This window comes from Pseudomonas sp. PICF6 (genome assembly GCF_009831705.1).
Classification (GTDB): Bacteria; Pseudomonadota; Gammaproteobacteria; order Pseudomonadales; family Pseudomonadaceae; genus Aquipseudomonas; species Aquipseudomonas rhizophila.
In genome coordinates, this window is record NZ_WUUD01000002.1 from 300,243 (window position 1) to 322,826 (window position 22,584).

20 protein-coding genes and 1 pseudogene are annotated in these 22,584 nt (G+C 60.0%); 13 read left to right on the plus strand and 8 right to left on the minus strand.

Features of this window, described 5'->3' with window-relative positions; all coding sequences use genetic code 11:
* Window positions 1–100: 100 nt before the first annotated feature.
* Both GSM73_RS02395 and GSM73_RS02400 read right to left on the minus strand, forming a co-directional pair.
* Window positions 101–1,051 (minus strand): homoserine kinase, encoded by a 951-nt coding sequence (locus tag GSM73_RS02395; RefSeq protein WP_047229783.1) that lies wholly within the window; start codon window positions 1,049–1,051, stop codon window positions 101–103.
* 60 nt (window positions 1,052–1,111) lie between these two features.
* On the minus strand, window positions 1,112–1,399 hold the full coding sequence (locus tag GSM73_RS02400) for a DUF2782 domain-containing protein (protein ID WP_047229784.1): 288 nt from the start codon (window positions 1,397–1,399) through the stop codon (window positions 1,112–1,114).
* A 74-nt stretch (window positions 1,400–1,473) separates the two neighbouring features.
* Here GSM73_RS02400 and polA point away from each other — a divergent pair, with 74 nt between their 5' ends.
* Window positions 1,474–4,242: a DNA polymerase I gene (gene polA, locus GSM73_RS02405; protein WP_160891459.1), complete on the plus strand. Its 2,769-nt coding sequence runs from the start codon at window positions 1,474–1,476 to the stop codon at window positions 4,240–4,242.
* Between the two features lie 320 nt (window positions 4,243–4,562).
* On the opposite strand, the gene yihA is transcribed toward polA, so the two are convergent.
* A complete protein-coding gene (yihA, locus tag GSM73_RS02410; protein ID WP_160891460.1) occupies window positions 4,563–5,204 on the minus strand; it encodes a ribosome biogenesis GTP-binding protein YihA/YsxC in 642 nt (213 codons plus the stop codon).
* Between the two features lie 191 nt (window positions 5,205–5,395).
* Here yihA and GSM73_RS02415 point away from each other — a divergent pair, with 191 nt between their 5' ends.
* From GSM73_RS02415 to GSM73_RS02445, 7 genes are all read left to right on the plus strand, one after another.
* Entirely contained in the window at window positions 5,396–5,686 is a 291-nt protein-coding gene (locus tag GSM73_RS02415; RefSeq protein ID WP_003196231.1) for a cytochrome c5 family protein, read from the plus strand.
* A 46-nt stretch (window positions 5,687–5,732) separates the two neighbouring features.
* Window positions 5,733–6,341, plus strand: coding sequence for a cytochrome c (locus GSM73_RS02420; RefSeq protein ID WP_160891461.1), 609 nt, complete (start codon window positions 5,733–5,735; stop codon window positions 6,339–6,341).
* Between the two features lie 198 nt (window positions 6,342–6,539).
* Window positions 6,540–7,184: a thiol:disulfide interchange protein DsbA/DsbL gene (locus tag GSM73_RS02425; protein WP_047229788.1), complete on the plus strand. Its 645-nt coding sequence runs from the start codon at window positions 6,540–6,542 to the stop codon at window positions 7,182–7,184.
* 14 nt (window positions 7,185–7,198) lie between these two features.
* On the plus strand, window positions 7,199–8,077 hold the full coding sequence (locus GSM73_RS02430) for an endonuclease/exonuclease/phosphatase family protein (protein WP_047229789.1): 879 nt from the start codon (window positions 7,199–7,201) through the stop codon (window positions 8,075–8,077).
* On the plus strand, window positions 8,074–10,152 hold the full coding sequence (locus GSM73_RS02435) for a GGDEF domain-containing protein (protein ID WP_076383147.1): 2,079 nt from the start codon (window positions 8,074–8,076) through the stop codon (window positions 10,150–10,152). Before GSM73_RS02430 ends, GSM73_RS02435 begins: the two co-directional genes overlap by 4 nt.
* 99 nt (window positions 10,153–10,251) lie before the next feature.
* Window positions 10,252–11,031: an N-acetylmuramoyl-L-alanine amidase gene (locus GSM73_RS02440; protein ID WP_047229791.1), complete on the plus strand. Its 780-nt coding sequence runs from the start codon at window positions 10,252–10,254 to the stop codon at window positions 11,029–11,031.
* Window positions 11,032–11,106: 75 nt separating this feature from the next.
* Window positions 11,107–12,720 carry an EAL domain-containing protein gene (locus GSM73_RS02445; RefSeq protein WP_160891507.1) on the plus strand — a complete coding sequence of 538 codons (1,614 nt, stop codon included), beginning with the start codon at window positions 11,107–11,109 and terminating at the stop codon, window positions 12,718–12,720.
* Window positions 12,721–12,726: 6 nt separating this feature from the next.
* Here GSM73_RS02445 and GSM73_RS02450 read toward each other — a convergent pair whose 3' ends face one another.
* Both GSM73_RS02450 and algB read right to left on the minus strand, forming a co-directional pair.
* A complete protein-coding gene (locus tag GSM73_RS02450; RefSeq protein WP_139048721.1) occupies window positions 12,727–14,517 on the minus strand; it encodes an ATP-binding protein in 1,791 nt (596 codons plus the stop codon).
* A gap of 10 nt (window positions 14,518–14,527) precedes the next feature.
* A complete protein-coding gene (gene algB / locus GSM73_RS02455; protein ID WP_047229793.1) occupies window positions 14,528–15,874 on the minus strand; it encodes a sigma-54-dependent response regulator transcription factor AlgB in 1,347 nt (448 codons plus the stop codon).
* 438 nt (window positions 15,875–16,312) lie between these two features.
* Between algB and GSM73_RS02460 the strand changes: the two genes are divergently transcribed.
* The 5 genes from GSM73_RS02460 to GSM73_RS02480 all read left to right on the plus strand — a co-directional run bounded on the left by GSM73_RS02460 (window position 16,313) and on the right by GSM73_RS02480 (window position 20,798).
* On the plus strand, window positions 16,313–16,594 hold the full coding sequence (locus GSM73_RS02460; RefSeq protein ID WP_047229794.1) for a hypothetical protein: 282 nt from the start codon (window positions 16,313–16,315) through the stop codon (window positions 16,592–16,594).
* Window positions 16,595–16,674: 80 nt separating this feature from the next.
* Complete coding sequence (locus GSM73_RS02465) at window positions 16,675–16,839, plus strand: DUF1328 domain-containing protein (RefSeq protein WP_003177151.1); 165 nt, start codon at window positions 16,675–16,677, stop codon at window positions 16,837–16,839.
* Window positions 16,840–16,841: 2 nt separating this feature from the next.
* A complete protein-coding gene (locus GSM73_RS02470) occupies window positions 16,842–17,306 on the plus strand; it encodes an inhibitor of vertebrate lysozyme family protein (protein ID WP_047229795.1) in 465 nt (154 codons plus the stop codon).
* Between the two features lie 704 nt (window positions 17,307–18,010).
* Window positions 18,011–19,342: a glutamate/aspartate:proton symporter GltP gene (gltP, locus tag GSM73_RS02475; protein WP_047229796.1), complete on the plus strand. Its 1,332-nt coding sequence runs from the start codon at window positions 18,011–18,013 to the stop codon at window positions 19,340–19,342.
* A 226-nt stretch (window positions 19,343–19,568) separates the two neighbouring features.
* Complete coding sequence (locus GSM73_RS02480) at window positions 19,569–20,798, plus strand: nucleoside recognition domain-containing protein (protein WP_160891462.1); 1,230 nt, start codon at window positions 19,569–19,571, stop codon at window positions 20,796–20,798.
* A 43-nt stretch (window positions 20,799–20,841) separates the two neighbouring features.
* Here the strand turns inward: GSM73_RS02480 and GSM73_RS02485 are convergent, their stop codons facing one another.
* From GSM73_RS02485 to GSM73_RS26720, 3 genes and pseudogenes are all read right to left on the minus strand, one after another.
* Window positions 20,842–21,477 carry an ABC-type transport auxiliary lipoprotein family protein gene (locus GSM73_RS02485; RefSeq protein WP_160891464.1) on the minus strand — a complete coding sequence of 212 codons (636 nt, stop codon included), beginning with the start codon at window positions 21,475–21,477 and terminating at the stop codon, window positions 20,842–20,844.
* The gene (locus GSM73_RS02490; RefSeq protein ID WP_047229799.1) at window positions 21,474–22,412 is read right to left on the minus strand and encodes an MlaD family protein; all 939 of its coding nucleotides are present in this window, start codon (window positions 22,410–22,412) and stop codon (window positions 21,474–21,476) included. The genes GSM73_RS02485 and GSM73_RS02490 overlap by 4 nt, the downstream gene beginning before the upstream one ends.
* Window position 22,413: 1 nt before the next feature.
* Window positions 22,414–22,584: pseudogene (locus GSM73_RS26720) on the minus strand (ABC transporter ATP-binding protein); the annotation flags it as partial.

Consider the following 22,584-nt stretch of genomic DNA (forward strand, 5'->3'; position numbering starts at 1 on the left):
TTGCTCCCGCTCGGTTGCGCAGCGACCGCAAAATCTTAGGGCTGCTGCGCACGCACCCCAGCGGGAGCAAGCTCCCTCGCCACAGAGGCATTCAGTTGCGTCAGAGGGCGAACGGCAACATCGCACTGACCGTCTGCCGCTGCGCCAGGCGCTGCTGAAACTCCATCGGATCGTGGATCAGTACATCCTGCCCGGCAAAAGACTCGGCGGCGATCAACCGTGACAGCCAGAAGCGCACGCATGCCACGCGCAGCATCGTCGGCCATGACTCGGCCTCGGCGGCCGTGAATGGGCGCAGCGCCGCATAAGCCCCCAACAAGGCCCGCGTCCGTGGGCCATCGAGCACACCGTTGTCATCCGAACACCAGTCGTTCAGGGCGATGGCAACGTCATACAGCATTGGCCCGGAGCAGGCGTTATAGAAGTCGATCAGCCCGGTCAGGTGTGTGCCCTCGAACATCGCATTGTCGCGGAACAGGTCCGCGTGGATGTTGGCCCGGGGCAGCGCCAGAATTTTTACCTTCTGTTGGGCGATTTCATCCAGCGCAGCCTCCAGCAACCGGCGGGGTTCGGTATCCAGGTGCGACAACAGCTTCGCGCCCTCCTCCTGCATCCAGTCCAGGCCGCGATCGGTCTTGCGCTTGATCATGTTGTCCTTGGTCGCCAGGTGCAGATGGGCCAGCAACTCCCCCACCTGGGCGCAATGCTGTGCGTTGGCCTGCTTGATGTGCTTGCCGGCCAGGCGCGGTTGCAGCAGCGCCGGCTTGCCAGCCAGTTCTCGCAGCGCAATGCCGTCGGTGGTACGCAAGGCGTAAGGCACCGGCAGGTCGGCGTCATGCAGCACATCCAACAGCTCGATGAAGAACGGCATTTCCTGCACCGGGCCGCGTTCCACCAGGGTCAGGACAAATTCACCCTGCTCCAGGCTGATAAAAAAATTGGTGTTTTCGCTGCCGGCGGCGATCCCCTGGAAATCAAGCAGGCGGCCGAGCCCATAAGGGGCGAGAAAGGTTTCCAGCTCGGGCCGAGCCAGGGGAGTGAACACAGACATGGTTAAAAACTGCCAGTACGGGCGCCCATCAGCGAGCGCCGGTTGAAGTCGAGAGCGGTATTACCACTCAAAGATTTTCCACGATGGAATCAGCATATCCGGCTGATCCGAGCGGATGAAATTCCCGTCGCTGCCATCGGCACGGACCAGGAAATAAGGCTTGCCGTTCTTGGGCGTGACCTTGATCGCGTACAGAAAGCCGTTTTGCCGGTACTCCTGAATGGTCCTATCGCCTTCGGTGCGGATGGTGACATCCGGGTCCGCCGAGGGGGCGTCGTCCGCCGCCATGACGGCCAGCGGGGTGATTGCAAACAAGCCAGCCAGTAACAGGCGATTTAGTGTACGCATGATAACCTTGTCCCTTTGTCGTCAACGGTCCCGCTATTCTAGCCCCGGACCCGCCGAAAAGGTTGATCCTGCTCATGAGCCAAGCCCCCCTCGTCCTGGTGGACGGTTCTTCTTATCTTTATCGCGCCTTTCACGCGCTACCACCGCTGACCACCTCCAAAGGCCTGCCGACAGGCGCGGTCAAGGGCGTGCTGAACATGCTCAAGAGCCTGCGCAAACAGTATCCGGACAGCCCGTTCGCCGTGGTGTTCGATGCCAAGGGTGGGACCTTTCGCGATGAGCTGTACGCCGAATACAAGGCCAACCGCCCCAGCATGCCCGACGACATGCGCGTGCAGATTGAGCCGCTGCATGCCAGCGTCAAGGCCCTGGGCTTCCCGCTGCTGTGCGTGGACAACGTCGAAGCCGATGACGTGATCGGCACCCTGGCCCGCAGCAGCGCCGCAGCCGACCGGCCGGTGGTGATCTCCACCGGCGACAAAGACATGGCGCAACTGGTCGACGGGCACATTACCTTGGTCAACACCATGACCGGTAGCGCCCTGGACGTGGCTGGCGTGAAGGAGAAGTTTGGCGTCGCTCCGGAGCAGATCATCGATTATCTGGCATTGATGGGCGATTCTTCCGACAACATTCCCGGTGTTCCGGGCATCGGTCCGAAGACCGCCTCGGGCCTGCTGGTGGGCGTCAATGGCGGCCTGACCGAGCTGTATGCGCAACTGGAGATCGTCGCCACCTTGCCGATTCGTGGCGCCAAGACCCTGGCCGCCAAACTCGAAGAACACAAGGAAATGGCCCTCCTCTCCTACGAGCTGGCGACCATCAAGACCGACGTGCCGTTGGATGTCGGTCTCGACGACCTGCAAATGGGCCAGCCGGATCACGAGAAACTCGCCGAGCTGTATACCCTGCTGGAGTTCAAGAGCTGGTTCGAAGAAAACCAGCGCGATGCCAAGCGTGCCGGTCAGGAGATCGTCGAAGCTGCCGACGAACAACCCGGCGCCGCTGAGGCCAAGTACGAGATCATTCTCGACCAGGCACGTTTCGACGCCTGGCTCGCCAAGCTTGAACAGGCGCCGCTGTTTGCTTTCGTCACCGAAACCAATGGTAACGACGCCCAGCATGCGCAACTCGTAGGGTTGTCGTTTGCCGTCGCGCCCTTTGAGGCGGCCTACGTTCCCTTGACCCATTCCTACATGGGCGTGCCGGAGCAACTGGATCGCGACACGGTGCTCAAGGCGCTCAAGCCATTGCTGGAGAACCCGAACAAGCTCAAGGTCGGCCAGCATGCCAAATTCGAAACCAACATCCTGGCCAACTGCGCCATCGGTGGTGATCAAAACAACGGCATTCTTGTGCAAGGCATTGCCTTCGACACCATGCTTGAGTCCTACGTACTGGACTCCACAGCAACCCGTCACGACATGGACAGCCTGGCGCTCAAGTACCTGGGACAAAGCAAGACCGATATCCAGGACATCGCCGGCAAAGGCGTCAAACAGCTGACCTTTGACCAGATTGCCCTGGAGCTGGCCGGCCCTTACGCCGCCGAAGACGCGGACGTGACTTTCCGCCTGCACCAGGCCTTGCAGGAAAAACTGGCTGCCACGCCAAGTCTGGGCAAGGTGCTCAACGAAATCGAAATGCCGCTGATGCCGGTCCTGGCACGCATTGAGCGCCAGGGTGCGCTGGTCGATGCCAACCTGCTGGGGGTGCAGAGCGTTGAGTTGGGCGAGAAGCTGGTGGCTCTGGAACGCGAGGCATTTGCCATCGCCGGGGAGGAATTCAACCTGGGTTCACCCAAGCAACTGGGGGTGATCCTCTACGAAAAACTTGGCTTACCGGTGCTCAGCAAAACCGCCAAGGGCCAGGCGTCTACCGCCGAAGCGGTGCTGGCCGAGCTGGCCGAGCAGGATTATCCGCTGCCCAAGGTATTGATGCAGTACCGCTCGCTGAGCAAGCTCAAGAGCACCTACACCGACCGCCTGCCAGAGCAGATCAACAGCCGCACGGGCCGCGTCCATACCAATTATCAGCAAGCGGTCGCCGCTACCGGGCGACTGTCCTCGATCGACCCCAACCTGCAGAACATTCCGATTCGCACCGCCGAAGGCCGCAGGATTCGTCAGGCATTCGTTGCGCCGAAAGGCTACAAGCTGCTGGCGGCGGACTACTCGCAGATCGAACTGCGGATCATGGCGCACCTGGCCAAGGATGAAGGCCTGCTCCACGCCTTCCGCAATAATCTGGATGTGCACCGGGCCACCGCCGCCGAGGTTTTCGGCGTAGAGCTGGACGCCGTCACTCATGACCAGCGCCGCAGCGCCAAGGCGATCAACTTCGGCCTGATCTACGGCATGAGTGCTTTCGGTCTGGCCAAGCAGATCGGTGTGGATCGCAAGCAGTCCCAGGCTTACATCGACCGCTACTTTGCCCGCTACCCAGGCGTACTGGCCTACATGGAGCGCACCCGTGCCCAGGCAGCTGAGCAAGGTTACGTCGAAACCATTTTCGGTCGTCGGTTGTACCTGCCGGATATCAACGCGAAAAATCCGGCTTTGCGCAAAGGCGCAGAACGCACGGCCATCAACGCGCCGATGCAGGGCACAGCGGCAGATATCATCAAGAAAGCCATGGTGGCGGTGGATCGCTGGCTGAGTGCGTCGGGGCTGGATGCCAAGGTCATCCTGCAGGTCCACGACGAATTGGTGCTGGAGGTGCGCGAGGATCTGGTCGACCAGGTGCGCGAGGAAATTCGCCAGCACATGAGCGCCGCCGCCACGCTGGATGTGCCGCTTCTGGTGGAAGTGGGCGTGGGCAATAACTGGGATGAGGCGCACTGAGTCTCAACTGCCGAAATTGCGGGGACCTGTGTGGGTCGGGGGGGATATGGTAGGCCCTGTGGCGAGGGAAATCCCCTCGCCAAATCGAATCCTGGCCTCATTAGTTCGGAAAATTCCTAAGGTTATTTCCAAAAATAATCTGAACTAAAACCGTGAATTGCTACTCAGAGTTTCTGAAAGGCTGGTGAAGCCCTTCAATGCTCCTATGTTGTGTTAAGTGTTGGCAGATATCTGGACCCCGCCCTAGCGGTCCGGAACTTGGACCCCGAACTTCCCCCTCCCCATACGAAGTCCGGGGTTTTTTTTGCCCGCGATTTGGCTTATTCCGCCTCTTCGCTGCCCTTGTCTGCCAATTCCATCCAGTCGGCCAATACAGTGTAGGCCTCTTCCAGGCCCATGCGCTTGGGCGCCGAGAACAACTGGATGGTGATCGTCTCGCCCCACCCCTTGCGGATTTCCGACTGCACTTTGAGCAGGGTGTTCTTGGCTGCGCCGTAGGTGAGCTTGTCTGCCTTGGTCAGCAGGATGTGCATCGACATACCGCTGGCGACAGCCCAGTCGAGCATCAGCAGATCGAAGTCGGTCATTGGATGACGGATGTCCATCATCAAAATCAGCCCCTTGAGGCTCTCGCGGCTGCCCAGATAGGCTTCCAAATGGCGCTGCCAATGCTGCTTGAGCGGAATCGGCACCTTGGCGTAGCCGTAACCGGGCAGGTCGACCAAACGGCGTTCATCGTCTAGCTTGAAGAAGTTCAAGAGCTGCGTGCGACCCGGGGTTTTCGAGGTGCGTGCCAGGCTTGCATGGGTCAGGGTGTTCAGTGCGCTGGATTTACCGGCGTTGGAACGCCCGGCGAAAGCCACTTCAAAGCCTTCATCGTCGGGGCATTGATCGACTTTGGCGGCGCTGAGCATGAAGGTGGACTGTTGGCACAGGCCGAGGATGGGGTTCTTCAGTTGCATGGGATTTCCGATGTGGGTGGCGTCGGGAATGGACGCGGCAAGCTGTGTCGTTTCCGTTTCAGTGACGCCAGTATATAATGCCGCAGATTTTGTGTGCGCTTTGTCCCAGCGTAGGATGAAGCTCACGGGAGCGACCGACTGAAATTGCGCACTAGAACGCAGCTCGCTCTCAACCCTGAAAAGGTCGTTTTATGACGAAATGGCTGCTAGCTGCCGGTGTCTTGATGCCGCTTTACAGCGCTCAGGCTACACAGGATCCGGAAGCTGTGTACAACCGTGTTTGTGGTGCCTGTCATTCCGGCCAACTCCCCATGGCACCCCGCAAGGGTGATCAGGAAGCTTGGACGCCGAGGTTGGCGAAAGGTATGGAGACGCTGGTGCAACACGTGACCCAGGGTTTCAAGGCGATGCCGCCGCGTGGTTTGTGCATGGACTGCAGTGCCGAGGATTACCGAGCCATCATCCAGTGGATGAGCGAGTAAACCCGGTCCATAACTCTTTAACCCTTAGCCGTAGTTGGATTAGCTGATGAACAAACTGATCGTGAGTCTGCTGTTGACATTGGGGATATCCGGCGTAGCCCATGCCGCTGGCGATGCCGCCGCCGGCCAGGCGAAAGCCGCCGTATGTGGGGCCTGCCATGGTCCGGATGGCAACAGCATGGCACCAAACTTTCCGAAACTGGCGGGCCAGGGCGAGCGTTACCTGACCAAGCAGTTGAAGGACATCAAGGACGGCAAGCGTGTCGTGCTGGAAATGACCGGCCTGCTGACCAACCTGAACGATCAGGACCTGGCGGACATGGCGGCTTATTTCGCCAGCCAGAAGGGCAGCGTTGGCGCCGCCGATCCAAAACTGGTCGCACGTGGTGAAGCGCTGTTTCGCGGAGGCAACCTGGAAAAGGGGCTTCCAGCTTGCACCGGTTGCCACTCGCCTGACGGCAAAGGTAACGCAGCGGCCGGCTTCCCGCACCTTGGGGGCCAGCACGCTCAGTACGTTGCCAAGCAGTTGACTGACTTCCGCAAGGAAGCAGACGGTCGTAACAATGATGGCGAGGCGATGATGCGCACCATTGCCCGCAAGCTGAGCGACGAAGAGATCGCGGCGGTGGCCAGTTACATTCAGGGCCTGCACTAAGACCGTTGGCCGGGCGTTGTGAGGGTTTACATCTCTTGCAACGTTAACGCTCGATTAATCTGTCGATGCGAACATCAAAAGGGTGGCTTTGGCCGCCCTTTTTTGTGGCCGCTACCGTTACACTAGCGAACTTGAACCCGTCACGGCCTGTCTGAAAAACACGCCTCGCGAGGTCACCTCATTGTCCAGGAGTAAAGCATGCGTAATCTGATCATCAGCGCCGCGCTCGCCGCTGTCAGCCTGTTCGGCATGGCCGCCCAAGCCAACGCCGAGGAATCGAAAGCCCCTTACGTCGAATTGAGCAATCCCGTTCCGGTGGCCGTGCCTGGCAAGATCGAAGTGGTGGAACTGTTCTGGTACGGCTGCCCGCATTGCTACGCGTTCGAGCCGGTCATCAACCCATGGGTCGAGAAACTGCCTTCGGACGTTAACTTCGTACGCATTCCGGCCATGTTCGGCGGCCCATGGGACGCCCACGGCCAGATGTTCCTGACCCTCGAAGCCATGGGCGTCGAGCACAAGGTTCACGCTGCAGTGTTCAATGAGATCCAGGTTGAGAAGAAGCGTCTGACCGATCCTGAAGAAATGGCTGAATTCCTCGCCACCCAAGGTGTGGACAAGGACAAGTTTCTGGCGACGTTCAACTCCTTCGCCATCAAGGGCCAGATCAACAAAGCCAAAGAACTTGCCAAGAAATACGAGATCACTGGCGTACCCACCATGGTCGTCAACGGCAAATACCGCTTTGATATCGGTTCGGCCGGTGGTGCTAACCAGGCGCTGGAGCTGGCCGACCAGCTGATTGCCAAAGAGCGAGCGGCAACCAAGGCCGCCGCCAACTAAGCGCGGCGCTGACCATGGCCCGCTGGAGCACCGAACGCGTCGTTGGCCTGCATGAACCGCGGGTCAATGAGCATCATATCGCCTCCACGGGCCTGCCTGCCGACAACTGCCTGCGGCTGCTCAGTTTCAATATTCAGGTGGGCATCAGCACAGAGCGTTACCGGCATTACCTGACCCGTGGCTGGCAACATTTGCTGCCGCACACCGGACGCGCCGTCAACCTGCAGAAGATCGGCGACCTACTGAAAGATTTCGACCTGGTGGCCTTGCAAGAGGCCGACGGTGGGAGCCTGAGATCGGGCTACGTCAATCAGGTGGAGCATCTGGCTCAACTGGGTGCTTTCCCCTACTGGTACCAACAACTCAATCGCAACCTCGGACGCCTGGGCCAGCACAGCAATGGTGTGTTGAGCCGCCTGCGGCCGTGGGCGATAGAAGACCACCCGTTACCCGGTCCCAAGGGACGCGGAGCGATCCTGGCGCGCTTTGGCGAAGGTCCGGAGGCGTTGATCGTGGTCATGATGCACCTGGCCCTTGGGGCTCGTACCCGAACGATGCAACTGGCCTACATCCGCGAGCTGATTGGTGACTACAAGCACCAGGTATTGATGGGCGACATGAATACCCATGCCAACGACTTGCTGCAAAATTCGCCGTTGCGTGATCTTGGGCTGCTCGCCCCACAACTCGAAGCCACATTCCCCAGCTGGCGCCCCCAGCGCTGTCTGGACCATATTCTGCTGAGCCCCACCTTGACCCTCGAACGGTTCGAGGTGCTGGCTCACCCCATTTCCGACCACCTGCCTGTCGCGGTCGAAATTCGTCTGCCGGGTTCGCTCACGGCGGATGCATTCCCCGCACTGAGTCCTGCCCCTCGCGGATCCCATGAATGAGCGACGAAGCCGAACGCTGGAGAGAGAAGTACTTCAAGAGCATCGAACAGCAAGAAAAGCTCGAGCGCCGCTGGGCGGCTCGGCTCGACTTGCTGCGTCGCGGCCTGGTGCGCAGTACGCTGGCCGCCGAAGGCACTGACCGGGCGGTCGATCAGTGCATGAAAGAAATGCGCGAAGTGGTGCGCAGCGATGACATGGATGCCGCCCTCGCCGCTCTTTTGCCCCGCCTGGAAAAAGCTGTGCTTGATTCCGAGCAGCGTCGCGAGACTCGAGTCGAACAGGTGAGCGCTGCATTGACTTCCCTGGTCGCTCAGTTGCAAACCTTGCCGCTGCCAAAGGAAGTCAGCCGGCCCTTGAAAAAGTTTTCCAAGCAGTTGGAAGACCGGGTGGACCAGGCTCGGGAGATTCCTTTGCTGCTCAGTGAACTGAGCAGCTTGCAGGGCCAGGCGCTGAGTGTGCTGGAAGCGCCCACTGAACCGAATCGTCCCGGCCTGCTGCAACGGTTGTTTGGTGGCCACGGCCAGGAAGAAGCGGCGCCTCCGTCGCACGAACCTGCCCAGCGCAGCGCGGTAACGGTTTTGGAAGCGACACCGCCGGCACCGGCACAGTTAGCGACTGACGCTGCGCCTGCCATAACTCCAGTTCCAGCCCCGGCAGTGTTAGCCGGACCCGCGGCAACAGTCGATGAAGCGCCTGAAACGGTCGCGTTCATTCCGCCAATGGTCGATCCCGATCCCGATCCAGAACGCTCTCCGTCGCCGGTATCCGAAGCTGCCGAGCCGACTCTGGAACGAGATGAGGCTACCGAGCAGGAGGAGGCAACCGAGCCGGCACCGATTCCCACGGAACAGGCGGTGCCGGTACCCGCCCTTGGGAACCCTGATGAGCTGATGCCCGAGGAGCCGCCGCAAGCGCTGGACGAGTCGCTGCCCCTCCCGGAAGAGCCCGTCGAACCCTCGGCCGCGGTCGAGCCGGCAGCGTCTGAGCCGGAGGACGACCATTATGAACTGCCCGACTCACCGGAGCCGTCCTACAGTTCGGTGGCCAGGCATATAGAAGACACCCTGTTGGGCCTGCTGGGCGATCTGACCCTGCCCGAGCGTCACCGTCCCCAGGCCGAGGCCATGCGCGAACGGCTGCAAAATGGCTTGAACTGGTATGAATTACTGCCCATTCTCGACGATCTTGCCGTACTCATGCTGGCAATTACCGACACCGGCCAACATGAATTCGAAGCGTACCTGCAGCGCCTCAATGATCGGCTTGAGTCCTTCCAGAGCAGTTTACGGGCAGCCAGTGAAGACCATGCCGATAACCAGTCGGCCTCCCGGGAAATGGACACGCAGATTCGCGAGCAGGTGGATGGCTTGCAAAGCAGCGTGCAGGAAGCTGATGACCTGGAAGGTCTCAAGCAAGTGCTGGAGAACCATCTTGAAGGCCTGCTTGGCACGATGGACCAGCACCAGAAGCAGCGCGATCAGCGCGAGCAGGAAGTGTCGGCTCGCCTCAAAAGCCTGGCCGAGCGCGTCGCGCTGATGGAGCAGGATGCCCAGGTTGTCCGGGATAATCTTGAAGAGCAGCGGCAAAAAGCGCTTATCGATCCGCTCACCGGGCTGCCTAACCGCGCCGCCTGGTCCGAGCGTCTCGAACAGGAAGTTGCCCAATGGCAGCGGCACGGCAACAGTCTGCTGCTGGCCATGCTCGATCTGGATCACTTCAAGCGCATCAACGATAACTACGGCCACCTGGCAGGTGATCGGGTGCTGAAGATCATCGCTTCGGTGCTGCGTAGACGTCTGCGTGGCAGCGATTTCATCGCCCGCTTTGGCGGTGAGGAATTTGTCCTGCTGGTGCCCGACACACCGCTGGCGGCCGGGGCAAGACTGGCCGAGTCCCTGCGCGCAGCCATCGAGGCCTGCCCGTTTCACTTCAAGGGTGAGCCGGTCACAATCACCGTGTCCGTGGGCATGACCGCGTTCAAAAGCGGGGAGCACAGCGATTCGGTGCTTAAAAGAGCCGATCAGGCGCTATATAGAGCCAAAAATGCCGGGCGCAACCGAGTGGAATGGGGCTGAAGGCAATTGTTCCATTTTGTGAATCCCGCTATACGAGCCAGATCATCGCAACGCGATACGTTACACTGTTGCATTACCCCAGCGCGTAATGCACCTGCCATGAAATTTTTTTCGCTCATTGCCTTCTTACTGGTTCTGGCCGGTTGCGCCAGCGGCCCCAGGCTCGATACCAGCCACCCTTCAGTCAATCATGACAACCGTATCCAGTTCGTGGTGCTGCATTACACTTCCGCTTCCCTGGAGCGGTCCCTGGCTCTGCTCACCCACGGCGAAGTCAGTGCGCATTACCTGATCGGCGATGATAAAAGCGCGACCGTCTACAAGCTGGTAGATGAAGGCCGGCGCGCCTGGCACGCCGGAGACAGTGAATGGGATGGCCGGACCTGGCTCAATTCCAGCTCCATCGGCATTGAGATCGTCAATCCCGGTTTCGTCGATACGCCCACCGGGCGCCTCTGGTATCCCTACAGCGAAGCTCAGGTCCAGGCGTTGATCGCCTTGCTCAAGGACATCTCCCAGCGTAATGGGATCAACCCGCGCAACATCATTGGGCATAGCGATATTGCCCCGATGCGCAAGCTTGACCCTGGGCCGCTGTTTCCCTGGAAGCGCCTGGCGCAAGCTGGGGTGGGGATTTGGCCAGACGAGCAGGCGGTAATCCGCCAGCAGGCGGTTTTCGCGGCGCAGGTACCGAACGCCAGTTGGTTCCAGGCCGAGCTGGCCCGTTTCGGTTACCCGACGCCCCGCACCGGCGAATGGGATGTGGCCACTCATCATGTGCTCGCTGCCTTCCAGATGCGCTTCCGGCCGACCCGGTTCGACGGCATGCCGGATGCGCAAAGTGCGGCTATCCTGCAGGTGCTCAACCAGACAAAATAATGACGCCCGTCCGACGGTCAGGGCTAAATCCAAATCAGAAGCTATAACTCATTGGTAACTTTCGGATTACCAATGATGACGCCTGCCCGCGAAACCCTGCAAAGCTGGCTCCATCGCCCGTTTCTCCTGGCGATGATGGCGGCTGTCCTGAGTACCGTGCTATTGCTGGGCGCCAGTCTGTTCGTGGTGATGCAGCAAATCCAGCAGCGCGAAAGCGACCAGATGAATGCTCAGGGCGAGCGCTTTCTGCAGCGACTCGAGCAGCTTTTCGGACAGTTGCGCGAAAGCCTCGACGATCTGCAAAACCAGCCGTTGCGCAGATGCGACGACGACATGATCGCGACGTTGCAGCAGGTCAGCTTCAACTACCGTTTCGTCTACGAAGCGGCGTATATCGATAGCAGCGGGGTTTGTTCCAATCGTCCACGCCGCAGCGGGTTATCGGTGATCCGACCGCCTGACATCCGGGGCCCGACCTACAGCTACTGGCTCAATACCACCACCGAGCCGGATGAAAACCGTGCTGCATTGATGCTGGGGCGTGGCAATTTTCGCGTTGCGACTTCCCGCGGGCATCTGACCGACGTGGTCGACCTGCCCCCCGGCAGTAGCCTGCTTGTGGTGCTCGATCATGGCGAGCGGGCGATACCGGTGCTGGGCACCGATCAATACTGGCCGCCCACGGAGCCTTGGCCCTCGAAAAGCCGCAATGCATTGCAAGTGACGCAGAACCGCCTGATCTATCGGATGCAGACCGACAGCCCGGAATATCAACTGGTGCTGATTGCTCAACGCAATGGTTTCAATATTCCCTCCAACGCCTGGTGGTTGCTGCCCATCAGCCTGATGCTGGGCCTGGGGATTGGTTTCCAGGTATTCCTGCTGGCGCGTCAGCGCCAATCGATGGACGCCGAGCTGCACGGGGCCATCCGGCGCGGGGAATTGCAGGTGCTGTACCAGCCGATCTTCGACCTGCGCAGTCGCAATTGCGTCGGTGCTGAAGCCCTGTTGCGCTGGCGGCGCCCGGACGGCACCCTCACCAGCCCGGATCTGTTCATTCCGATGGCAGAGAACACCGGGCAGATCCGTCAGATCACAGACTTCGTGCTGCAACGCCTGTTCGACCAGTTGGGTCAGCTGCTGCGGGCCAATCCGCAGCTCTACATCTCGGTGAACCTGGCAGCGTGCGACGTCATGGTGCCACGTATCGGCGAAGTGATCGCCCGCCTGCTGGCGTTGCATCGGGTGTCGGCGCACCAGATAGCCTTTGAAGTGACCGAACGCGGATTGGTCGATGTCCTGGTCGCCCGGGATAATCTGCAATCGCTGCGCGATGTCGGGCATCAGGTGTTGATCGATGATTTCGGCACGGGCTATTGCAGCCTCGCCTATCTGCAAACCTTGCCGGTGGACTGCTTGAAAATCGACAAAGCCTTCATTGACGCCCTGGGGCACGATGCCGCCAGCAGCGGTGTGGCCCCGCATATTATCCGCATGGCCCACGCGTTAGAGCTCAAGGTGATTGCCGAGGGCATCGAGCATGAAGCCCAGGCGTCTTACCTGAGCAGCGAAGGCGTGACTTTCGGGCAGGGTTGGCTGTTTGCCCATGCGCTCAGTGCCGTGCAGTTGATCGAGCTGATTACCCGCGGCCGGCGCCTGTTGGGGCGACGCATGGACGACGAGGCCTGAACCGACTCAGACCGCCAGCGCCATATAGAACTGGGTGCCCTGCCCCGGCCGTGAATAAACGCCCATGCGCCCACCGTGGAGCTGGACGATTTCCTTGCACAGCGCCAGCCCCAGCCCTGCGCCGCCCTTCTTGCGACCGACCTGGACGAAAGGTTCGAAGATCCGTCCCTGCTGGCCGTAGGGAATGCCCTCACCATTGTCCTCGACGCTGATGATCACCCGCTCGCCGTGGCGACGGGCCTGCAGGCGGATCTGACCGTGGTCGCCCGTGTGACGCATGGCATTGTCGATCAGGTTATCCAGCACCCGGTCCAGTTGCGCAGCGTCGGCATGCAGGCGCGGTAAGGGTCCCTGGATCGCCACGAGCAATTGGATGCCCTTGGCCTGGGCCTGTGCGGCAAACCGCAGCCGGGCCGACTCCAGCAGTTCTTCGATGGAACAAGGTGCCAGCGTCAGCTTTTGCAGGCCGTTCTGGTAGCGGGAGAAGTTCAGCAGGTCATTGATGAGCTGCATCAGGCGCTGCATTTCTTCGTTGACGGTGTTGAGCAGATCGGCTTCGCGCGATTCCTCAGGAAAATGCACGCGCTCCTGCAACAGGCCGAACGCCATGTGCATGCCGGTCACTGGGGTACGCAGCTCATGGGACGCGCGCAACACGAACTCACTGCGCACCCGTTCGAAAGCGCGTTGTTCGGTGACATCGTGCAACACCATCACCGCCCCGAGGATGTGCCCCTGGGTATGGCTGACGGGGGTGAGGCTATACGTCAGCAACCGCGACTCGCCATCCACTTCGATGCTCAAGTCGTCCGGCGCCCGCTCCAGCGTTCCCCCGCGCAGCACCAGTTGCAGTTCCTCATCCAAATCCTTGCGTTCCAGCGCCTCGCCCAATCCCTGGCCCAGGCGCTCCTCGTCCCAGCCCAATTGACGCTGGGCCACCGGGTTGAGGTGCTCCAGGCGACCCTGGCGATCGATCATCAGCAAGCCGTCGTCGATGCTGTCGAGTACCGCTTGCAAGCGTTGCTGGCCGGCGAGCAGCTCATCGACGTTGGTGGCCTGATGCTCGCGCAGAGCCTGGGCCATGATGCCGAAACGACGGGTCAGCAAGTTCAGTTCCGAGGCCGAGGAGATCGGCAGCGTCACCTCGAAGTTGCCCTGGCCGATATTGTCCGCCGCCGCCGCCAGCGCCTCGATCGGCGCCCCGAAACGTCGGGCGATACCGTGGGCTGTGATGAAGCCGATGATCAGCACTGCCAACCCTACCAGCCCCAGTAATCCGGAAATCAGCAACGCGCGCTCGCGAGCTTTGTTCTGGGTGTCGCTGATGTTGTTCAGCGCCTGCCGATACGCGTCGATCAAGCCCGTGCGCAGCACGTTGAATTTTTCGGTGAGGTTCTGGATACCGGACAGTTGGGCCGGTAGCTGGCGAGAGGCTGAAAAAGCCTCCAGAAAACTGATGTAATCGGCTTTGGCCCTGCTGAAGCTGTCGGCTGAATCGTCCAGCACCTGTTCGTGGGCGATGCCCTCGTCGAGCAACTCGAAGTATTGCCGTTTGGATGCTTCCAGTGCCACCAGGTCGGGCTTCTCATCGAGCATGATCATCAACTGGTCGCCCAGGGTCTGACGCAGCTTGAGGCCCAGGTCGAGCAGGATGAAGTTGTCGCGCACCGATTGTTCTTGGGTATTGGCCATCTGCACCACGCTGACCAGGCCAAGCAACAGCCCCAGCAATGCCACGGTAATCAGCGCCGAGATACTCAGAAACAGCCGTGTGCGCAGCTTCATCGCCAGTTTCATAAGATGACGCTCACAGGTTGTACTGCTTGCGTTTGCGATACAGCGTGGAGGCATCGATTCCCAGAGTCTTGGCGGCCTGATCCAGCGTGTCGGCCGTGGCCAGCACTGCGCCAATATGCGCCTTTTCCAATTCGTCGAGGCTTAGCGCAGCCCCGATTCGCGGTGCATTGTTGACGGGTTGCTCGGCCATGCCCAAGTGGCTGATTTCGACTTTTTCCTGCGCGCAGATGATGCTGGCGCGCTCGACCACGTTGCGCAGCTCCCGGATGTTGCCAGGCCAGCGATAGCCTAGCAGCGCTTCACGAGCCTCGTCGCTGAAGCCGCGCGCCGGGCGGGCGTATTCCTTGACGAAGCGCGCCAGGAAGCGGTCGGCCAACGTCAGAATGTCTTCGGCCCGCTCGCGCAGTGGTGGCAGATGCAGGGTAATCACATTCAGGCGGTACAGCAGGTCTTCGCGAAAGCGCCCGTCGCGCACCATGTCCTCAAGGTTGAGGTTGGTCGCCGCGAGGATCCGCACATCGGCACGACGGGTCACCGGATCGCCGACCCGTTCGTATTCCTTGTCCTGAATGAAACGCAGCAACTTGGGCTGCAATGTCAGGGGAAAATCGCCGATTTCGTCGAGAAAAAGCGTACCACCGTCGGCCTGGTTAACCCGTCCCAGCGTGCTTTCACTGGCACCGGTAAATGCACCGCGGCTGTGGCCGAACAGTTCGCTTTCCATCAATTCAGCGGTCAACGACGGGCAGTTGATCGTGACGCAGGACTTCTTCGCGCGTTTGCTCCAGCCATGGATGGCTCGGGCCAGTTCGCCCTTACCGGTGCCGGACTCGCCAAGGATCAGAATGTTGGCGTCAGTGCTGGCGACCTGGCGAGCGGTTTCGAGCACGACTTTCATCGCCGGGCTGTGGGAGTCGAGGCCGTCATTGGGTTTGCGCACTTCCCCTTCCAGGGCTTCCAGTCGCGCCGATAACTGGCGCACCTCTAACTGTTTGGCGGTCGCCAGGCGCAGTTGATCGGGGCTGCAAGGCTTGACCAGATAATCGGCGGCGCCCGCCTGGATCGCATCAACGGCGGTGTCGACCGCCGAGTGGGCGGTGACAATCACCACCCGCATCCAGGGTGCCTGGATGCGCATTTGCGCAAGGACATCAAGGCCGTTGTCTTCTCCCAGGCGCAAGTCCAGAAAACACAGGTCAAACACCTGCCGCTGCAGCAGGGTGTCCGCCTGGGCGGCGCTGTTGGCGGTGGCGACGCTGTAGCCTTCGTCTTCCAGGCAATAACGGAATGTACGCAGGATGGCGGACTCGTCGTCTACCAGCAGAATGCGGCCTTGATGCTCAGTGGCGGATTCCATTTTTCCTACGCTCCTTTAATGAATGATGTTGGTTAGTGTCAGAAAAATCGGGCAAGTTGCATGGTCGTTTCTGAGGGGATATTACCCACCGACAACGTACTTGCGAGTGTCTGACTCCTAAAAGGTTGATTTAGGTCCCTTTTTTGCGCCCGCGGCCGCCTCGTACGGTATGGCTTGCCCATTCCGACATCTATTTCCGACGGGCAATTCAAAAAGATTCTATCGCGTCTATCTCCGCCGTTCGTGCATTACGCACGACCTTTGTCGTGGCCATCGTGCAGGATGCGCTCCGGCTGGCTCGCAAGTCATCCATAACTAATTGATTTTAAAGATATTTATATCGCCAAAAATTCTGGCATGCCGAGTGCAATGGTTAGCTCAACGTGGCGTCAAGGCGCCTCAACCAGGTCACCACTCGGGGTGGGGAGGAATTTCAGGATGAATCGTCAACGTGCCGCTCAGTTTCGAATCTCTGCCCTGCATGTTCAGCAGGGTTTGTGGGCAGCAGTGGCCCTGCTGATCACGCTTGTGGCTGGCCAGCAGTTGATGCTTTGGCATCAGAGCCAACAGCCTGAAGCGCCTCTGTTGTCAATTCAGCGCGCCCCGCAAACTCATTTCAGCGCTGTCAGCAGCCTCTCGGATATTTCCGCCTCGATGCGAATGATGGAAGTCGATCAGTCTGTGAACGGCATGCCCCACCAGGAGCGCTGGGTGTTTTAACTCGATGAACCGGTCGTCCACTGCGCCGGAACCATCACTGCAAGACCCTAACTAAATAGAAAAGCGTAAGGAGAATCACCATGTTGAGCTGGGCAATTACTTTCCTGATCATTGCCATCATCGCCGCAGTACTGGGCTTCGGTGGTATCGCAGGCACCGCCACGGGCATCGCCAAGATTCTCTTTGTCGTGTTCCTGGTGATGTTCATCGCTTCCTTCTTCTTTGGCCGCCGCGGCCGAGGCTGACCATGAGCGTCGCACTCAAAGGATTGGTCGCTGCCCTGCTGCTGGGCGGCGGCACCATGGCCATGGCTGCCAACGACGGACAGATGCGGGTCAATCAGTTGCTCAAGGCCGACCCGCAATATGTCGAGACTTGGCAGCAAGTGGTTAAAAAGGAAGAACGCCTGCCGGAATGGGTGATGAACCTGTCAGGCGATTCGCAGCAGATGAATGCTGTCGAGGAAGATGGCGACAAATACCTCGTCGGTCCGTTGTGCGAAACCCAGGCGACATGCCGCAGCAAGCGCTTGTTCGTCGCTTTCAGTTTCGACAAGGACGAGGCTTATGCATTGCTGGTTGAAGTCCCTGCCGGACTTCCGGCCGACAAGTCGCCGACACGTCATGCTGATTACCGGTTCCTCGGCAATCCTGATGAAGGTATGCAAGAACTGTTAATGGAGCAACTCAAGAAAGATCCGAACTGGTACTGATTCTGAAAGCGAGAAAAGCACGTTGTTTTTCTCCTCTGCACAGTCCGAAGAGGGCCGATGCATGACCAGGGGGCCGGGACGCTCTGCCCGTCTAAGGGCGCAGTGACCTACGGGCACAAGGGGTGCCTGCGAAAGGGCCGGGTCAGGAAAAAGCTTCCACGCAGGTTCGCACAGTCATGACGACTGGCGAACTTGCGTGGAGCTTCGTGCGTTGTAAAGTTCATGCCAGAGCGGTTGGCTATCCTGGCGTCGGCCCCACCCCTGCGTACCACCATCGTTTTTCCACGCTGCTCCACTCCCCCGCATCCGACCGTATATCGGAGATTTATCCGCCCGGTCCGCTCTTTCGAGAGTGCTTCATTCTTCCATCCTTTGAGCGCTTTTTGCGACGCCGGACAAAAACCCCGTTGCGCGGAAAATGGCCGGTTCACGGCATTTTTGCCTGCCGAAATGGCGTATTCGAACCGATGGGTACGCACGTTTTATTTTAAAGACATCATGCCGATTCGGCATAGGGTAGGCGTTTACGGCATTAGACGCCCCTCCTTTGCATCGCAATAGTTGCGCCTTTTTTCGCCTGCCAGTGCGCCTTTGGCGCGTACTCGGGGTGACCTTATATGGGGGCAGCGGCACGCATTCGTATCGCCATCGGGTGGTTCGGTTTGTGGCAGTTGCCCGAGTCCAACTGAAGTAAGGGTAAAGATATGAAGAAGGCAAGACTAAGCCTCGCCTGGCAGATCCTCATCGGTCTGGTGCTCGGGATTGCAATTGGCGCGCTGCTCAACCATTTCAGTACCGAGAAGGCCTGGTGGATCAGCAACGTGCTGCAACCGGCAGGCGATATCTTTATCCGTCTGATCAAGATGATCGTGATCCCGATCGTGATTTCTTCGCTGATCGTCGGTATTGCCGGGGTCGGTGACGCCAAGAAACTCGGGCGTATCGGCCTCAAGACCATCCTCTACTTCGAAATCGTCACCACTGTCGCCATCGTCGTCGGTTTGCTGTTGGCCAATTTCTTCCAGCCGGGCAGCGGCATCGACATGAGCACCTTGGGTACGGTGGATATTTCCAAGTACCAGGCCACGGCCGCCGAGGTTCAGCATGAACATGCGTTCATCCAGACCATTCTCAATCTGATCCCGTCGAACATCTTCGCGGCGGTGGCGCGTGGCGAGATGCTGCCGATCATTTTCTTCTCCGTATTGTTTGGCCTGGGTCTGTCCAGCCTGCAATCGGATCTGCGCGACCCCCTGGTGAAAATGTTCCAGGGCGTCTCGGAAAGCATGTTCAAGGTCACCCACATGATCATGCAATACGCCCCGATCGGCGTGTTCGCCCTGATTGCGGTGACGGTTGCCAACTTCGGCTTCGCTTCGCTGTTGCCATTGGCGAAGCTGGTGATCCTGGTTTACGTCGCCATCGCGTTCTTCGCCTTCGTGGTGCTGGGGTTGATTGCACGTCTGTTCGGCTTCTCCGTGGTCAAACTGATGCGCATCTTCAAGGATGAGCTGGTGCTGGCCTACTCCACCGCCAGCTCCGAAACCGTGTTGCCACGCGTGATCGAGAAGATGGAAGCCTACGGTGCACCCAAGGCGATTTGCAGCTTCGTGGTGCCGACCGGTTATTCGTTCAACCTCGACGGTTCGACCCTTTACCAGAGCATCGCGGCGATTTTCATCGCTCAGTTGTACGGCATCGATCTGTCCATCAGCCAGCAATTGCTGTTGGTGCTGACCTTGATGGTGACCTCCAAAGGCATCGCCGGCGTACCGGGTGTCTCTTTCGTGGTGTTGTTGGCGACCCTCGGCAGTGTCGGTATTCCGCTGGAAGGTCTGGCGTTCATTGCCGGTGTCGACCGCATCATGGACATGGCCCGCACCGCGCTGAACGTGATCGGCAATGCCCTGGCCGTGCTGGTCATTTCCCGCTGGGAAGGCATGTACGACGATGCCAAGGGCCAGCGCTACTGGAATTCCCTGCCCCACTGGCGCAGCAAAGAGCCGATGCCGGCGGGAGAAACTGCCAGCCGTTGAGGCGCATGATCCCTGTGGGAGCCGAGCTTGCTCGCGATTGCGGTGTGTCAGCCAACATCAATGCTGACTGATCCGGCCCCATCGCGAGCAAGCTCGGCTCCCACAGGATCTGCCATAGGATTTTTGTAGCCCCTGCGCAACGCCAAACAAACCCCGGAGAAATCCGGGGTTTGTCGTTTCTGCCAGCCCCGCTATCATTCGCGGCATCTTCCGGGGGACTTAACCGATGCTCAATGGCCTGTGGCTTGGCTTCTTTATCGTGGCAGCCGTATCGGCGCTGGCGCAGTGGCTGATCGGCGGTAACGCCGGGATCTTCGCCGCCATGGTGGAAAGCATTTTCGCCATGGCCAAGCTGTCGGTGGAGGTGATGGTCCTGCTGTTCGGCACCTTGACCCTGTGGCTGGGGTTTCTGCGGATCGCCGAAAAGGCCGGTATTGTCGACTGGCTGGCCAAGGCGCTCGGGCCATTGTTTTTGCGGCTGATGCCGGAGGTGCCGGCGGGCCATCCGGCGATTGGCCTGATTACCCTCAACTTTGCGGCAAACGGCCTGGGGCTGGATAACGCGGCGACCCCGATCGGCCTGAAGGCCATGCGAGCCCTGCAGGACTTGAACCCCAGCCCGACCATCGCCAGCAATGCACAAATCCTGTTCCTGGTGCTCAACGCCTCATCGCTGACGCTGTTGCCGGTGACCATTTTCATGTATCGCGCCCAGCAAGGGGCGCCGGACCCGACCCTGGTATTCCTGCCGATCCTGCTCGCCACCAGCGCCTCAACCCTGGCGGGGCTGCTGTCAGTGGCGTTCATGCAGCGCCTGCGCCTGTGGGACCCGGTAGTGCTGGCTTATCTGATTCCGGGTGCGTTGGTACTGGGCGGTTTCATGGCGCTGCTGGCGACGCTCTCAGCCACGGCGCTGGCCGGGCTGTCTTCGATTCTCGGCAACCTGACGCTGTTCGGCTTGATCATGATGTTTCTGGTGGTGGGCGCGCTGCGCAAGGTCAAGGTTTATGAAGCCTTCATTGAAGGTGCCAAAGAGGGCTTTGACGTCGCCAAGACGTTGCTGCCATACCTGGTGGCCATGTTATGCGCCGTCGGCGTGCTGCGGGCCTCGGGTGCGCTGGACTTCGGCCTGGACGGCATCCGGCACCTGGTGCAGTGGGCCGGCTGGGACACCCGTTTCGTCGACGCCTTGCCGACTGCCATGGTCAAGCCATTCTCCGGCAGCGCCGCCCGGGCGATGCTGATCGAAACCATGCAGACTTCCGGCGTGGACAGCTTCCCCGCGCTGGTGGCCGCGACCATTCAGGGCAGCACCGAAACCACCTTCTATGTGCTGGCGGTGTATTTCGGTGCCGTGGGTATCCAGCGGGCGCGGCATGCGGTGGGCTGCGCGCTGCTGGCCGAGTTCAGCGGCGTCGTGGCGGCGATCGGGGTTTGCTACTGGTTCTTTGGCTGAACCATATCCCCTTGCCACAGGCCCGGATTGCAGTCACGGGCCTTTAGGGGCGTGCGGGTATCGCCAAGCGCTGGCCTTGTTCTACCGTCCAGTTCACAACCTCGGCGGTCAGTCGATCGCTGGCCTGGCCGAAACCTTGCACCACTGCCGGCACTTGCACGTCGCTCAAGGGCTGGCGGACTTCAAAACGATGACTGGCAAGGATGCGTTGGTCAAATCCTCGCACCAGCAATGCGTCCAGGCGAATCACCACGCTGGCCCCCGCGCCTTGATATTCGGTCTGGAAGGCCTGCAATTGGCCACCCAACTCCAAATCCGTTTGCAAGTTGCTGTCGGCGACACTCAATAGCCCGACACGTCCATCCTGTGCGAAGCCATCGAGCAAGCGATTGCGCAGCAACACCGGTGCCGGGTCGCTCCAGCGTGAGGCTGCGTAGCTGCTCAACAGATTGCCGTGGGGAATGACCGCGATTTTAGGGCTGTTGAGCACTTCGCTGGCCTGCGGGCTGGCCAGGCGCAACGACCACTTCACGGGCGTGCCCGGGGCTGCGGGCGCCTGAGTCGCGGGTAAGCGATAGACGTCCGCGGGCTCGGCCTGGGGCAGAATCGAGCAACCGCCCACCAGGACATATCCTGCCAGCAAGAGGATAGGGCGGACGAACCGAGCAAACGGCTTCATGGCGTGAATTCCTTGTTCTTGTCATTGCCCAGCAAATAGCCGCTGGGGTTGGCATCCAGGCGCCGGGAAATACCCCGCAGCGCGCTCAGGGTGTCGCGCAGTTCCCGCACCGCCGGCGACAGGGCATTGAGCCCCTGCATGCCATTGTTCAGCGCGTCGCGATTGTCGTTGAGCAGTTTGTCGAGGGTTGCGGTGCTGCGGGCCAGCGATTGCATGGCCTGGTCTGCGCTGCTCATGACCTCTTTGCCCTGATCGTTGAGCAGACCATTGGCGCTGCGCATCAATGCCGTAGTCTGCTCCAGGGTGGCGCTGGCCTGTTTGCCGACAGATGCCAGTTGCTGCATGGCCTGGCGAATATCGCCGCGTTGATCGGCGATGACCCCGGTGGTTTGCTCCAAGTGTTCAAGGGTCTTGCCCAACCGCTGGACATTGTCCGAGGAAAACACCGCGTTGGCGTTATGCAGCAGCAGGTTGATGCTGGTCATCAGGTCATCGCTGTTGTTCAGCAGGCGGGCGATGGGCGAGGGCGCTGCGATGATCACTGGCGGCTCGCCATCGTGCCCGGTCAGTGGCGGGCTGTTGGGGGTGCCGCCACTGAGTTGGATAATCGAGGTGCCGGTGATGCCGGTCAGTGCCAGTTTGGCCTGGGTGTCCTGCTTGACCGGTGTTTCAGCACTCAAGCGTACCCGCGCCAGTACCCGGCGCGGGTCATTCGGGTCCAGGCGCAGATTGACCACGTCTCCGACCTTGATGCCGCTGTACTCCACCGAGCTGCCTCTGGACAAGCCGCTGACCGCTTCGTTGAACACCACTTCGTAATCCTTGAATTCGCTGTCCACGCTGGACTTGGCCAGCCACAACCCAAACAGCAGGGCGCCGACCACCACGATCACGGTGAACAGGCCGATCAATACATGATGGGCTCGGGTTTCCATGTCAGACCTCGTTCAATTGTGTAGCGGCCGTCAAGGCCGCGCGGCCGCGAGGGCCGTGGAAGTATTCATGGATCCAGGCATCGTCGGTTTCCGACACTTTGTCGATGACATCGGCCACCAGCACTTTTTTCTGGGCCAGCACCGCCACCCGGTCGGTGATGGTGTAGAGGGT